The sequence below is a fragment of the Pantoea sp. PNT03 genome (assembly GCF_014852515.1).
Lineage (GTDB): Bacteria > Pseudomonadota > Gammaproteobacteria > Enterobacterales > Enterobacteriaceae > Pantoea > Pantoea leporis.
Genome location: NZ_JACVBT010000001.1, coordinates 522,453 through 537,270, shown reverse-complemented (window position 1 = coordinate 537,270; position 14,818 = coordinate 522,453). Strand labels below are relative to the sequence as shown.

The window sequence follows — 14,818 nt, the reverse complement described above, 5'->3', positions numbered from 1 at the left end:
AGCGCGCATAAATGCGCACCCTACGCTATTCATCAGCATGGAAAACACCATGACCACACATGAAAAATTGATCGCCCTGCTTGACCAACATCAGGCGCGCTATCGCGTGATGGAGCATGAAGCGACCGGCAAGTGCGAAGCGGTGGCAGCGATTCGTGGTACGCAAGTGGGTCAAGGTGCGAAGGCGCTGGTGTGCCATGTGAAAGGCAACGGTATCAAACAGCATGTGCTGGCGGTGCTGCCTGCCGATCAGCAAGCCGATCTCAGCAAAGTGGCGGCGGCAGTAGGCGGTCGCCGTGCTTCGCTGGCCTCGCCTGCGGAAGTGGATACGCTGACCGGCTGCGTATTTGGGGCTATTCCGCCGTTTAGCTTCCATTCTGATTTACAGCTGGTGGTCGATCCGCTGCTGTTTGAACGCTATGACGAAATCGCCTTCAATGCCGGATTGCTGGAGCAATCGGTAGTGCTCAACATTGCAGATTACCAGGCACTGCATAATGGTAACGTGATGAAAATAATCCTCTAATTGCCTTGCCAGGCCCTGAGCGGTACTCTTTCTGACTCAACATCACATCCAAAGAAGACCGATATTATGGCAAGTTCTCGTTTAACCGCCCGCCTGCGTCACACGCTGGCGCTGGCTGTGCTGGCAGGTTGCGCATTTGGCGCACAGGCAAAAATTGATCAGGTGCGTTTCGCAGTGGATCCCACCTATCCTCCTTTCGAATCCAAAACGCCACAGGGCAAACTGGTCGGTTTTGATATCGATCTCGGCAATGCGCTGTGCCAGCAGATGCAGGCAAAATGCGTGTGGGTGGAGAGCCAGTTCGATGGCATGATCCCGGCGCTGAAAGTGCGTAAGTTCGACGCCATCTTGTCGGATATGGGCATCACCGAAGAACGTTTGAAGCAGATTGATTTCACCGTGCCGCTCTACGACACCCATACGCAGCTGATTGCGCGTAAAGGATCTGGCTTGCTGCCAACTGCTGAATCGCTGAAAGGCAAAACCGTGGGCGTTGAACAAGGCACCGTGCAGGAGCGTTATGCGTTGGCCAAATGGCAGCCGCATGGCGTGCAGGTTGTGCCTTATGGCGATCAGGCGCAGGTAGAAAGCGACCTGATTTCGGGTCGACTTGACGTGGTGTTTACAGATGCCGCTCAAGCCGCCAATGGCTTCCTGAAACATCCGCAGGGCAAAGATTTCGAACTGGCCGGCCCGATTGTACAGGATCCGATTATCGGTCCGGGCACCGCGATTGGTCTGCGTAAAGGCGACACCGAACTGAAAACCGCACTGGATAACGCGTTTGCCGAACTGAAGAAGAACGGCACTTTCGATAAAATTCAGAAACAGTACTTCGCGACGGACATCTCCATCCAGCAGTAATCTTTTGGGCGGCTTTTTTGCCGCCCTTTTTGCACTCAGCACTATAATTCCATCAGAAAATGCATCTGGCGTCGCTGAAAGCGTGCCACGAATAAAGGACATCGATAGCGTTATGCAACAACAACATCATCCTCTATTAAGCGCCTCGCTGGGAACGCAACGCGAAATTGTTAGCTTCCACTTCGGTACGGATTCACAGCAACGCGTCTACATTCAGGCTGCGCTGCACGGCGATGAACTGCCGGGCATGGCGGTGGCGTGGTACTTGAAACAGAAACTGCTGGCGCTGGAATCTGCCGGACAACTCAAATCCAAAATCACATTGGTGCCGGTGGCGAATCCTTTAGCCATGGGACAACACTGGCACGGTAGCCATCTCGGGCGTTTCCATACGTTATCAGGACAAGACTTTAACCGCCGCTTCCCGGCATTGGGTGAAGCCTTGGTTGAGGAACTCGCTGGCTCACTGACGCAAAGTGAATACGAAAACAAACGCCTGATCAGGGAAGCGATTGATCGCCATTATCGTGACCGCATTGCTCGCACCGAACTGGATGCCCAGCGCTTTACGCTGATGCGTATGGCGAGCCAGGCCGATTTGATGATTGATCTGCATTGTGACTGGGATGCGCTGCCGCACCTCTACACCACGCCGCACGCGTGGCCGGACATTGAACCTTTGGCGCGTTGGTTAGGCAGTGAAGTGCAGTTGTTGGCGCAGATATCTGGCGGTGAACCGTTTGATGAGGCTTGCTGTGAACCGTGGCTAACATTGGCAGAGCGTTTTGGTGATGAGTATCCGATGCCGCGCGGCTTGCTGCCGGTGACGCTGGAACTGCGCGGTGTGGCGGATGTATCGCCTGAGATGGCGGAGAAAGATGCCGACGCGATAATCAATGCACTGATTGAGGGCGGATATATTGCCGGTCAAGTGGGTGAATCCCCTGCCCTGATTCATCCGGCGACGGCGCTGGCGGGATGTGAGTATATCCATGCGGCGCAATCTGGATTGGTGTTTTATCGACGTAATTTGGGCGAGTGGATTAAGGCTGGAGAAGTGGTGGCGGAGGTTGTTGATCCGATTACTGACCAGGTGATGCCGCTGGTGGCTGAGTTTGGTGGCGTGTTGTATGCGAGGAATTTGACCAAGTTTGTGACGGCGGGGATGTTGGTGGTGCGGTTGGCTGGGGAGAATGCTGGGAGACGGGGGGAGTTGTTGGTTGGGTAATTAAATTAACAATTAAGTATTAAAAATGTTTTTTTTTCGTAAAATAACGATCACTTTCTGAACTCGAACTGTTGGTACACGTATGTTTAAAGACATTCAAGCGCTAAGATTTTTTGCCATATTTTTTGTCATTTTTTTGCATTTAGCCATTATCCTTCCTGATAATCATACATATGGCATATTGAGGAGTTTTTCTAACACGGATAGTGGCGTTGAGCTTTTTTTTGTGATTGCTGGTTTTTTCCTTTCTCATACTTTAGAAAAAACTAAAGATATCACTTCCAAGTCTGATAAGATAGTTTATTTACTTAAGTTATATATCAAAAAATTAAAAAGATTATCTCCTCCCGTTTATTTTTGGATTTTTATCCCCTTAATTTTTTCAATCATTACAAGAAATTCGGATTTATGGTTACCTTATAATTTGATGATTGAAAAATTTTTCTCATCAATAGTATGGTTGCGTAATTTTGAAGAGATAGGCACAGAAGGTAACTTTGGATACATGTGGGCATTATCTTTGGAAATGCAATTTTTCATAGTTTACCCGCTCTTATTTTTAATGCTTGGCAGAAAAAAAACTATATTAATATCTGTAGTTTTGTGTCTAATGATGACTTTCTATCGTCCTTTTGGCGGCCCTGCCTGGATGTTTAGATTTGATCCTATGCTTTATGGCGCACTGCTTTACTATTTAGTAAAATCTTTTGATTTGAATAAACTTGCTAATGAAGAATTCAAAATAAATAAATTGCATAAAATAATAATCTCTTTAACACTTATTATTTCTTTAGCTGTAATTCCCGCAGCACTATCTCACGTCTGGACTTTTCGTTTTAGTTGCGCTTCATTTCTTTCTTCAATTTGTGTTTTACTGGCTGTTATGGAAATAAATTTTTTTACAAGCTTTCCTGACAGGATAAATAAAGTGATTTATTATATTGGAGACCGTTCATTTTCTCTTTTCTGCTGTCACATTCCAGTTTGGTTTATGGTCTTCCAATTTTCACAAGGACATCAAATACCGGCATTATATCGGGTTATTACACAAGTCATATTGATGTTTGTTTTTGCAGAGCTAACCTATAGATTTTTAGAGAAACCATTTAAAAAATCATGAAGATATAAATGAGAGCGTCAATGATGGTCAAGTTTCATTTTACGTAATATCATCATAACTGAGGTTGATTGAAAACCAATCTCAGTTCGCCAGTTACAATAGACACAACCAATTTTTAAATCTGACGTTTTCTAAGTAATGAAATTCTGACAAATTTTTCAAATCCTTTTTTGTGTTTTAGAATTTTTCTTTCTAGCATTAACCAAGAAAGAATAGAGATGCATATACTTGTAAAAAAATATATAATTACGTTTATCCAACTTGGTGTGTCTTTTGGCGAAAAGGAAGTGCTTGTAAACAACTCGGGAACCAAGAGATGATAGAGATATAGTCCATAACTAATCACTCCAATTCCAGAAATAAATTTTATTTCCAGAAATTTTACCAAATTAGACTCTTGATTAAGAGATATATAAATAATTGTTAAACAAGTAGTGATTATGGTCATTGCATTCATTAAAACCAATGCAGACTCAACACCTGGAGCATCACTCTTTAAATCTCTTATAATACAAATGGAAAGAGTAAATATTACCCCACTAATAATCATGTAAGGCTTAATCTTTAAAAGATTATCCTGGTTTTTTTTCTTAACAAATACGGATAAAAGAGCTCCAGAACCAAGTGAGTCGAAATGAGAAAATGGAAGAGCATAAGCTGATAAATCATTATATCCAAATAAAGGTCTCAACGTTAGGCTAACAGCAGCCAAAAGTATTGACACAACAAAAAGCTCAACAAGATGTTTATTAGGCGTTAGCAGAACCAACGCTGGCCAGATAATATAAAACTGTTCTTCAACATCAAGCGACCAAAAGTGCGATGTATATCCAGTACCCTGTCCAGTCAAAAAAATATAAATATTAGTAGCATAGAATATATGCCACAATTTATTAATTTCAGAAAACCAGTAAATCCCTGACAAAAACCCCACACTTAAAACCAAATAGTAAATGGGAAAGATTCTTAATATTCTTCGGGAATAAAACTTTATCAACTTATCCCATATAGAACGAGTAACATCCTCTTTTTCTTGAATTAAAATTCCTGTTATCAAAAAACCACTAATAACAAAAAAAACAGTCACTCCGATTGATCCCAGTGATGAATCCGATCTGTAAAAATATGAAATAATATAATGTTGGAAAATCACCAATGCGACAGCAAAAGCGCGGAGACCATTAATTCCTTTGATGTAACCCATTGAGAAAGGCCTTATTTGGCATGATTACTAAAAATCATTTTGAATGAGCAACTTAAAGGTGAAATATTTTCACATAAGATATTCATAAAAAAATGTTGCGCATTATTAACATCGAAAAATAAACGTTTTAAACATACTTCAGAAACCTAAATATAAAGTGATTTTTCTATTATTTCATGAGGTAATTGATATGTTTTTTAAAAGCCATATTAAAGAAAAAACCCGGCATAGCCGGGTTAATAAATTATGCTTCGAGCCACTCAGTATGGAATACACCTTCTTTGTCGATTCGCTTATAAGTATGTGCACCGAAGTAGTCACGCTGAGCCTGAATCAGGTTAGCTGGCAGAACTTCTGAGCGGTAGCTGTCATAATAAGCAATCGCAGCAGAGAAGGTCGGAGTTGGGATACCGTTTTGAATAGCGTAAGACACTACATCACGCAGTGCCTGCTGGTACTCATCAGCGATATTCTTGAAGTAAGGATCTAACAGCAGGTTGGCTATGTCAGCATCATTAGCATATGCATCGGTGATTTTCTGCAGGAACTGAGCACGGATGATGCAACCAGCACGGAAGATCTTAGCGATCTCACCGTAATGCAGATCCCAGTTGTTTTCTTCAGATGCTGCACGCAGCTGCGAGAAGCCCTGAGCATATGAAACGATTTTGCCCAGATACAATGCACGGCGGACTTTTTCTATGAACTCAGCTTTATCACCAGTGAATGCTTTCGCCTGTGGACCGCTTAGAACTTTGGAAGCTGCAACACGCTGAGTTTTCAGAGAAGACAAATAACGGGCAAACACAGACTCAGTGATCAGTGACAGTGGCTCGCCCAGATCCAAAGAGCTCTGGCTAGTCCATTTACCGGTACCTTTATTAGCTGCTTCATCCAGAATCACATCAACCAGATATTTACCGTCTTCATCTTTTTTAGTGAAAATATCTTTAGTGATGTCGATCAAATAGCTGCTCAACTCACCGTTGTTCCATTCAGTAAAGGTTTCAGCCAGCTCTTCGTTGTTCAAGCCCAGTGCACCTTTTAGCAACGCATAGGCTTCAGCAATTAACTGCATGTCTCCATATTCAATGCCATTATGAACCATCTTTACATAGTGGCCAGCACCATTAGGACCGATGTATGCAACGCAAGCTTCGCCGTCTTCAGCGCGCGCAGCGATCTTATCAAGGATTGGAGCAACCAGTTCGTACGCTTCTTTCTGGCCGCCAGGCATGATTGAAGGGCCTTTCAGTGCGCCCTCTTCACCACCGGAAACGCCGGTACCGATGAAGTTGAAGCCCTGGTCAGAAAGCTCTTTGTTACGACGGATCGTATCTTTATAGAAGGTGTTACCGCCATCGATAAGGATATCTCCCTTATCCAGATGAGGAGTTAGGGAAGCGATAGTTTTATCAGTAGCTTCACCTGCTTGCACCATCAGCAGAATACGACGTGGTTTTTCCAGCGATTCAACAAATTTTTCAACAGTATAAAAAGGGGCGAGTTTCTTACCTTGGTTCTCAGTGATGACTTCATCAGTCTTTTCACGCGAACGGTTGAAGATGGAAACAGTGTAACCGCGGCTCTCAATGTTAAGCGCCAAGTTGCGGCCCATAACTGCCATTCCGACTACACCAATCTGTTGTTTGGACATCATAAACTCCTGTCTTTGAGGGCGTGTATGTATAAAGCACATACGATTAGTAATGTGTGATTCATGTTAACTCATCAAAGACCGCTAGAGGTAGAAAATGATGCTGTGGAATAATCTTAGATGATAAACTCACCGAACAAGCTTGTAACAAGATAATGCTTACCTCTAAGCGAGTAAGTAATGTACAAACCATCCACTTTTTGTAAGGAAATTCGACTATGACTAATCGAGTTCTATTGATAAATGATACAGAAGACGTCTATCACTGGGGATGTTATGGTACATCTCATGCTTTGAAAACTCAGTTAACTAACCAACAACTTAAAATCGTCGATACAATTCCAGTTTATGATGTGCACAATCTAGCTTGGTATCCAAATCATGTATCAGAATTTGGAGGCAAAGAAAACTTTATTTCACGATTTCCTGAGCTTTCTGAGAAAATGCAAAATTGTGATAGGATAGTTGTTAATGGTGAAGGAACAATCCATCATTTCTCAGGTTATCCCAAAGCACTTTTGTATCTTATTTATGCTGGTAAAGAATATTTTGGAAAAAATATTTATTTAATTAACCATAGCTGTTTTCCAAGCACCGATGATAAAGATACCCTTGATTTCTATAGAAAGGCTTATCAGTGCTGTGACTACATCGCGGCTAGAGAAAAACGTAGTGTTAACACTATTAAAGAAAATTTAGGGATGCCATGTGAGTTAGCCTTTGATAGCTTACCCCTCGCGGCAAAAGAAATTGAAAAATCAGTAGCAAGAGTTATTAATGAGAATTACATCTGCATTTCTGGTGCAGTAAACTATAAGCACCATCGTTCTGAGATGATCGCGAAGTTGATTCTTAAACTATATCCCAACCATAGATATATTTATTTGGCTGGTTCTAAGAAAGAAGGAATACACCACGAAGAGCCCATAGTATATGAAAGCTTGAAGAAGTATATGCCGACAATAGAAATGTATGGCGCAACTAGTTTTGAAGAGTGGATTTCTATAATAAAATATTCAAAGATTTTGATCTCTGGCCGATATCATTACACTATTGGTGCTATGTGCACCGGCACACCGACTGTTTTCTTTCCTTCAAACACACCTAAAATAGATGCTATCGCAGAAGAATATAAACTACCTCGCCCAGTATCATCTGAAAATGATAAAAAATTCAAAATAAAATTATATATAGCACTGAAATGGGCAGGGATAAGACGCTGGAAAAACTTAACAGCGGTTCTTGCAAAATCTGCATCTAATAACTATAGATGGTAGTTTTAGCTATTATAACCTGCTTACTTAAGTAAGCAGGATTGCACTTCAAAAAGTGCTCGTTGCCTTTCGGATAGAGCAGCGGAGTCAAAAATAAAGGTGTTAATTCCGCAGATAACTTTACTATTAACTAATAGTGTAGAATATATCCCAGCAATATATTTTATTTTATGCGAATTTTTAATTAGAAAAAGATCAGATATTGGTGCATCAGAGTAAATAAAGTTAAAGTTTATAGATAAATCGTATTTAAGCCTATTTAAGAGTTCATCATCGATAGGGTATCTTGTATGAGCTAATAATACAACATTATAGCCTTGCTTTGATTTCCTCTTAATTATATCAATATACTCATCCCTGATTATTCTGTTACTATTTTCATCAGGAAAACCACCATGTCCAATTATCACAACGTTGTTTGTACCTTCCAGACTGGGAGGAATATAACAACGAACAAGACACTGAAGTTTGTCTCTAACTTTTTCAATTGATATTGGTATTGAAATCAAATCATGAAAGTCGTTATAAATAAAAGGATGGAGGCAGAAAAATTTAGCTTCCGGTAAATATTGCTTATTTAGGAATTGATAATAGCTCGTCAAACCTTCTTCATAGAAAAAATGTCTGTCTGCAGGAAATGCCGAAGTAACAGTAAGTAGCATTTCTGGAAAAGGTGAAAATACCTCATCAAAAAATGGTATGTTATGATGATAATCTATTTTTTCATTATAGTACTGCTCATGCCCTACAAAATCGATACTTTCCCAATGGTGTAATCTGAAAGCCCAAATTTTATTTGATTCAATATTCTGTCGATCGATTGTAATTAAAAGGTGATTTTCATAGATTTCACCGCAAGAAGACTCAGCAAGAACAGAAGCTAATAGTGAAGAATAGAATCCAGTTGATATAAATAATCGTTTTTTCATTTAGCACCTAACTTGAAAATTCGTTTATTCATCAGAGCGAAAAGTTTTGCAAGCTTGCTAAAAAAAGAAATGAAAGTCAAATTGTATTTAGGCTTAAGTATCAAATGGTATGATTCATATTTTCTGCATGAGTTCATATAAATAACGCACTGAGTTTGAATTGCTGACACGTTATTATCTGCAATGATGTTAAATTGGAGCTTCGATAAGCATTGATATTTAAAGTTCAATAGATCGGCCGCCTTTACTTTTGGAATTCGGATATTTTCTCTATTTTTGTTAATGGTAATGTAATAATTAACATTATCTAATTTATGATATACGCCATATTGGCTCAGACTGATGATATGGTCCCACAATGGGAATAAACTACCCTCTTCTCTTAAAAGCCCTATTTTTTTTATTAATTTCCTAGAAAACAAAAATGGCATCATAAAAGTTGAAGGTTCTAAAATAAATCCTACAGTATTTAGTAATTTGTTATTTGCAGGATGTTCACTCTTCCCTAATTCAAAAGGCCGCTTCATTACGGTAGTTTCATATCTAAGTAATAAATTACAATAGAAAATGCTATCACAATCAACTAATTGTCTATCTCTTATTTCGCTAACAAAACCTTCACTAATTACATCATCTGCTTCCATTATCTGGATATATATGCTCTCTGTTGCTCTAATTCCTACATTGATAGCAGATGCAAAACCATTATTAAAATCAACAGATATGATTTTAATTTTATCAAGATATTCAAGGTGACTATTTTTTAGTAACTCTTGAGTTTGATCAAAAAAAACCTCAGCACACAGAATGACTTGGTTCCAATCATCAGAAGATTGAGCAATGAGAGAATTTATTGTTTTATTCAATTGTTCAATCCCTGAACGACTCACAGTAATAAATGTTATCAATGCATGCTTATTAGATGTCATATTATGAACTCAAAGCGGCGCGTTGAGCGCCGCATTTTTTTTCACTAGAAATTTATTTTTAAAGCACGAAGAACTTTAGCAACCAAAGATTTATTGAGCTTCATGTTCAATCCGAACACTTTCACAAGAATGAATCCGCCACTGATGCGATAAGTAATTTTGCCTGCATACCTTTCAATAAATTTATCTTGTTTACTCATTGGAGCATGGGGATTTCTTTTACGGTAGCCCCAATACAGGTCTCTTAAAGGATGAACACAGGTTAATGTCCAAGGTTTACGTCTGTCGGTAAAGTGCAGAATACCTATATCCTGCAATGTTTCGGCCTCTTGCTGTATATTGTACTTACGCTCTAAATCATTGGCTGTAAACATCCGGCTGTTGACGTTCCATTTTAAAGGTAAAATTTTTGTTTCGTCTTTAAAAGTTATATTCAAGATATCCTGATCTTGTAAACTAATCTCACGATTATTAATATAAAAATTGATCATGTATTCATTGAAAACATCATCATATTTTTCTCTAATTACATTAAGGTCAAAGACTATCATACCGGCATTAAAGTAATTATTATCTGCACCTAAAAGGAGGCGTCTAGATTGTAATACTCCACCTTCATCTAATGAGGCTCCAATGCATTTCCCGTCTAGATTCTCTGTCCATAGTTTTGCTATATCATCTACACAAATCATGTCAGAATCCATGTATATAACTTTATGCACATCCGGAAGAACTTTATGTATGACTAACCTATAATAAGTATTTAATGAAATATATGATCTATTTAGTGGTAATGAAGAAAATAACGATGGATTAATTTCAATAAAGTTTATTTTAATATTAGGTTTTAATCCATTGAGCAATAAATTTCTTTTAGTTTCTGTGAGATTCTCGTCACATAAAAGATTAAAAATAATCTTTTGCTTAGGGTGAGCATTATCCAAAATTGATTCGATTGCAGCACTTGCGTGTGCATAATACCGATCGTCAAAAGACATACAAATGTGGATATCTTCATTGAGCAATATTTTATTTTCTATCTTTTTATGGTTTATTAAATTTAAGACTTCTTGATTATTAATAATCGGAGATTCTGCGAGATACATTAACCCCGCAGTACTAACTCTAATGTTTTCATAAGCTCTACGTGCATATAATACATATGCATTTATCATTCTTTCCGCTATAAACCCCCAGATTCTTGATTGGTAAGAATCATATTCTGAGATATCAATTTTTAATTCAGCTTCTTCAAGAACACCAAACAGGAATGTGCAATACTCATGAAAATACTCCCGTTTCATAATGGCAACGTTAGCAAAGAAACATGATGTAGAATACAATGATTCTAATAGTGCCAAGTAGTATTTAGGATATTTTTCTTTAACAATTTCGATAACTATATCTAAATCTTTCTTGTAATGATCTAATGAATACTGCTCATAATTAGACATTATTTTCCACGGTAAACCAACAGGATGCACATTCCAAACAGGTCCAGTGATTATGTCCTGTTCAGCACAGATATTCTTAATGCTTTCAGGATCAAGTTTATGCTCAATGACAATGTCTTCATCAAGTTTATTAATAACTGTATAATCATGATGTGATTTAAAAGACAAATATCTTCTATAATGCATCAAGCCATAATAATCTGCATCATCATTTTTCCATGCCCAGTAAATTGCCGTCAACTCACACCACGATTTGTTTTTTTCAGAGATATTAATTCCAGTATCATCTCCAATACAATAATCTAGTGAATTTTTCGATAACTTACGACCAACCTGAATTGGAACAATACATTCATTCTTGATGTAAGGTGATGTTTTGTGATGACACACATATATTTTTATATTAGGAGAAGATGACACATTCAACCTCTAAATTTTGTTCAAATAATTTCACGGTATAGGTTTTTGGTTTTAATATAAACCTGCTGCAGGCTAAAGCGCTGCTCTACAATTTTTCTACCTTCGTTACCCATTACATTACGTAATTTTCGGCATGAAAGTAATGCTATAAGTTTTGTTTTGAACTCGTCCTTGTTACCCTTATCGACTAAATACCCATTTACTTCATTTTTAATGATGCTGCTACATCCACCACTATCAAATGCTATACATGCTCTACCTTTGGCGGCGCCTTCAATCAAAAAGCGAGGCACGCCCTCAAAATATATAGATGGAAGAGCGATAATATTACACTCATCAATCAAAGATGGGATATCATTTCTTTGACCAAGCCAATTTATCAAACCACTATCGTGCCATTTCAATATCAAATCATTAGAAATAGCATCTCTATCGTCACTTATTTGAATCCCAGCAACATTTAATATAAACCCATTCCCTTTCAAAGTTAGTTCTTTATTAATATCAACAAGGACCTCCAACCCCTTTGATTTTAATAACCTTCCTGCAAATAGTACTATTGGTGGATTATTAAAATTCTCAATACTAAAGCTGTACTCATTCAAATCAACACCAACACCATCAATAACAACACATTGATCAGGCATTACTGTTATTTTAGAACTAAGTATTTCAAGATCTTGATTATGTTCAAATGTGAGTTTGCTTTTTTCATTCTTAAAAATAAAAGCATATGAACAACATACAATGAAATTTAATACTTTATAAAGTGCGCTCGAGTTCATGAAAACTCTTCCAAGCCCAACAAAACTCGCTATGAATGGGATTTTTAGCACTCTAGAGTAAACACCTGCAATCATTATAGGCTTAATCGTAACGGCATGTATTAAACTTGGTTTAATTTTTTTTAATATTTTAATTATTCTATAAAAATCTAATATAGCGAGAAATGGATTTAATGTTCGTTCACTCATACAAGTTTCATGGCAAGTAAACCCCATACTTTCAAGCTTTAATTTTTCACTTTGAGTAAAATGAGCTAGTACATGTATTTCATAATCATCTAAAAAAAGTTTTGCTCTATCTAACCAATGAAGTTCAAAATACCAACCTGAGTTAATAAAAAAACATATCTTCTTTTTCATCATTGCACCGCTAGTGGCGGATACCACTAATTTTTTTTAGGCCGTCCATTACACCTCTCGCAAAAAAAACAAAATATTTCTTCTTATTTTTATTACGGAAACCATCGAAAAAATATTTTGCCAGACGCAAAACTTTCCCAGAAAAAGAGAAGAAATCATAGTTGTAAAGTATTTTGCATAGAAACATGTTTCTTGAAAGGTAATACACTTTCCATTCTTGCCCATTCCAATTATTTAAACTCCCCACATCATGAATAAAGATAAGCTCAGGTCTATAAAATATCTTATAACCGCATCGGTATAAATAATGAGAAAAGTAAACATCATCGTAATATATGAACAATTCATTTTTTATGAATTCATAATTTTGAATAAGCATTTTATTAGAAATAATACAACCAACAAATGAAAATGTTATAACTTCATCAATTTCATTTTCGTCTGCAATGAAATTTTCATTATTACGAAGATAAGTAATATTTTCAATAATTGTTAATGTTCTCTTTTTCCAAGGTAAATTCATTTTACATACTTCTTCTGAAGTATTTATAACTTTCGAACAATAAATAGTATTTTGATTAGGCTCGATAGCTTTAAACTTTTCTATGAAGTTATCCTGAGGGTAGGCATCATCATCATAAAATACCACCCAATCTGTGGTGATATTGTTAGCAATAAACTCAGCCCCAAATCTAAAGCCGCCAGAACCACCATCGTTCGTATCTCTGTGCACAATAGTTAAACGGTTGTTTATTAATAGGTTTAACCAATCTTTAGTAGTATCAGTAGAATTATTATTAACTATAACAATATGTTTAAAAGGCAACTTTAACGTTGCCTCATAAGTTTTTTTAAGCTTGTCCAATCTATTGTAAGTAACAATTAAAGCAGTCAAGTTCATCTTACTGAAACCGTAAACGCCGGCATTTTATTTTTGGTTTCGCAACACTCTAAGAAAACTCTAGATGTTTTAAGCGCCTCACTGATGGTTACATCCATATCCAAATAACGATATGTTCCTAAGCGCCCAACAAAAGTAATTTTGTTTTCTTTCTCAGCTAATTCCAGATATTTATAAAGCATTTCCATTTCGCCTACTTGTCGGATAGGATAATATGGAATGTCTTTTTCGGTACAACTTCGGCTAAATTCTTTATAACAGACTGATTCTGTGTGTGTTTCCCACGGAGCGAAATACTTATGTTCGGTTATTCTTGTATATTCTTCTTTTTCATCACAATAATTCATCACTGCACAGCCTTGGTAGTCTCCGCTATAATGAAACTTTTCAAAGTCTAATGTTCGGTACCCCAGGCGCCCGAACTGATGCTCATAAAATGCATCTAATGGTCCACTGTAGAAAATATGGTCGTAGGCCTCGATTTCATTTTTATCAAAAACTACATTCAAGCTCGTTTCTATATTTATATGGTTTAAAATACTTTCAACTATTGGAGTATAACCATCTTTCGGCATTCCCTGATATTTATGATTGAAATAATTATCATCATAATTAAAACGAATAGGAAGTCGCTTCAAAATTGATGCAGGCAATTCAGATGGATTTAACCCCCATTGTTTAATGGTGTATGTTTTAAAAAAAGCCTCATAAAGCTCTTTCCCAACGAACTTAAGGGCTTGTTCTTCAAATGTTTCGGGATTGACAATATCTGCTTGCCCTTTTTCAAGAATGAATTTTTTAGCTTCATCCGGCGAAAGCGTTTTATTGAAGAATTGATTTATTGTGTGAAGATTAATAGGTAAAGAATACACCCTTTCTTTAGTAGTGGCTTTCACACGGTTAACATAAGGCATCATTTCAGCGTGCTGGTTCAAATATTCCCACACCTCTTCGTTATCAGTGTGAAAAATATGTGGGCCATAAGTATGGACCATTACTCCACTTCTCTTATCCCTTTCACTGTAACAGTTACCTGCTATGTGGTTTCGTGAATCAATAACCCTTATTTTATAACCATTCTCGGCTAATTGACGCGCAATAATGGCACCAGAAAAACCGGCTCCAACAACTAAAATATTCTTACTATTCATCATTCATTCCTCTGCG

General features: G+C 37.7%; 13 protein-coding genes. 5 read left to right on the top strand and 8 right to left on the bottom strand.

Annotation, left to right across the window (positions count from 1 at the left end; genetic code table 11):
• The first annotated feature begins 49 nt into the window (after positions 1 to 49).
• The 4 genes from IB226_RS02550 to IB226_RS02535 all read left to right on the top strand — a co-directional run bounded on the left by IB226_RS02550 (position 50) and on the right by IB226_RS02535 (position 3,738).
• Positions 50 to 526: a YbaK/prolyl-tRNA synthetase associated domain-containing protein gene (locus IB226_RS02550; RefSeq protein WP_192233418.1), complete on the top strand. Its 477-nt coding sequence runs from the start codon at positions 50 to 52 to the stop codon at positions 524 to 526.
• A gap of 66 nt (positions 527 to 592) precedes the next feature.
• On the top strand, positions 593 to 1,390 hold the full coding sequence (locus IB226_RS02545; RefSeq protein WP_192233416.1) for an ABC transporter substrate-binding protein: 798 nt from the start codon (positions 593 to 595) through the stop codon (positions 1,388 to 1,390).
• 112 nt (positions 1,391 to 1,502) lie between these two features.
• Positions 1,503 to 2,618, top strand: a complete 1,116-nt coding sequence (locus tag IB226_RS02540; protein ID WP_192233414.1) for a succinylglutamate desuccinylase/aspartoacylase family protein — start codon at positions 1,503 to 1,505, stop codon at positions 2,616 to 2,618.
• Positions 2,619 to 2,700: 82 nt separating this feature from the next.
• A complete protein-coding gene (locus tag IB226_RS02535; RefSeq protein WP_192233412.1) occupies positions 2,701 to 3,738 on the top strand; it encodes an acyltransferase in 1,038 nt (345 codons plus the stop codon).
• 115 nt (positions 3,739 to 3,853) lie between these two features.
• Here IB226_RS02535 and IB226_RS02530 read toward each other — a convergent pair whose 3' ends face one another.
• Positions 3,854 to 4,942: an acyltransferase gene (locus IB226_RS02530; protein ID WP_192233410.1), complete on the bottom strand. Its 1,089-nt coding sequence runs from the start codon at positions 4,940 to 4,942 to the stop codon at positions 3,854 to 3,856.
• Between the two features lie 244 nt (positions 4,943 to 5,186).
• Entirely contained in the window at positions 5,187 to 6,599 is a 1,413-nt protein-coding gene (gene gndA / locus IB226_RS02525) for an NADP-dependent phosphogluconate dehydrogenase (protein ID WP_192234496.1), read from the bottom strand.
• 218 nt (positions 6,600 to 6,817) lie between these two features.
• Here gndA and IB226_RS02520 point away from each other — a divergent pair, with 218 nt between their 5' ends.
• Entirely contained in the window at positions 6,818 to 7,876 is a 1,059-nt protein-coding gene (locus tag IB226_RS02520) for a polysaccharide pyruvyl transferase family protein (protein ID WP_192233408.1), read from the top strand.
• Positions 7,877 to 7,896: 20 nt separating this feature from the next.
• Here the strand turns inward: IB226_RS02520 and IB226_RS02515 are convergent, their stop codons facing one another.
• Genes IB226_RS02515 through glf form a run of 6 tightly spaced genes read right to left on the bottom strand, consistent with a single transcriptional unit; the run spans position 7,897 to position 14,802 of the window.
• Positions 7,897 to 8,802: a polysialyltransferase family glycosyltransferase gene (locus IB226_RS02515; protein WP_192233406.1), complete on the bottom strand. Its 906-nt coding sequence runs from the start codon at positions 8,800 to 8,802 to the stop codon at positions 7,897 to 7,899.
• Positions 8,799 to 9,731, bottom strand: coding sequence for a glycosyltransferase (locus tag IB226_RS02510; RefSeq protein ID WP_192233404.1), 933 nt, complete (start codon positions 9,729 to 9,731; stop codon positions 8,799 to 8,801). Before IB226_RS02510 ends, IB226_RS02515 begins: the two co-directional genes overlap by 4 nt.
• Before the next feature lie 44 nt (positions 9,732 to 9,775).
• The gene (locus tag IB226_RS02505) at positions 9,776 to 11,605 is read right to left on the bottom strand and encodes a DUF4422 domain-containing protein (RefSeq protein ID WP_192233402.1); all 1,830 of its coding nucleotides are present in this window, start codon (positions 11,603 to 11,605) and stop codon (positions 9,776 to 9,778) included.
• A gap of 20 nt (positions 11,606 to 11,625) precedes the next feature.
• The gene (locus tag IB226_RS02500) at positions 11,626 to 12,753 is read right to left on the bottom strand and encodes a glycosyltransferase family 4 protein (protein ID WP_192233400.1); all 1,128 of its coding nucleotides are present in this window, start codon (positions 12,751 to 12,753) and stop codon (positions 11,626 to 11,628) included.
• 7 nt (positions 12,754 to 12,760) lie between these two features.
• Positions 12,761 to 13,651 (bottom strand): glycosyltransferase, encoded by an 891-nt coding sequence (locus IB226_RS02495; RefSeq protein ID WP_192233398.1) that lies wholly within the window; start codon positions 13,649 to 13,651, stop codon positions 12,761 to 12,763.
• Entirely contained in the window at positions 13,648 to 14,802 is a 1,155-nt protein-coding gene (gene glf, locus IB226_RS02490; RefSeq protein ID WP_192234495.1) for a UDP-galactopyranose mutase, read from the bottom strand. The genes IB226_RS02495 and glf overlap by 4 nt, the downstream gene beginning before the upstream one ends.
• Positions 14,803 to 14,818: the final 16 nt, after the last annotated feature.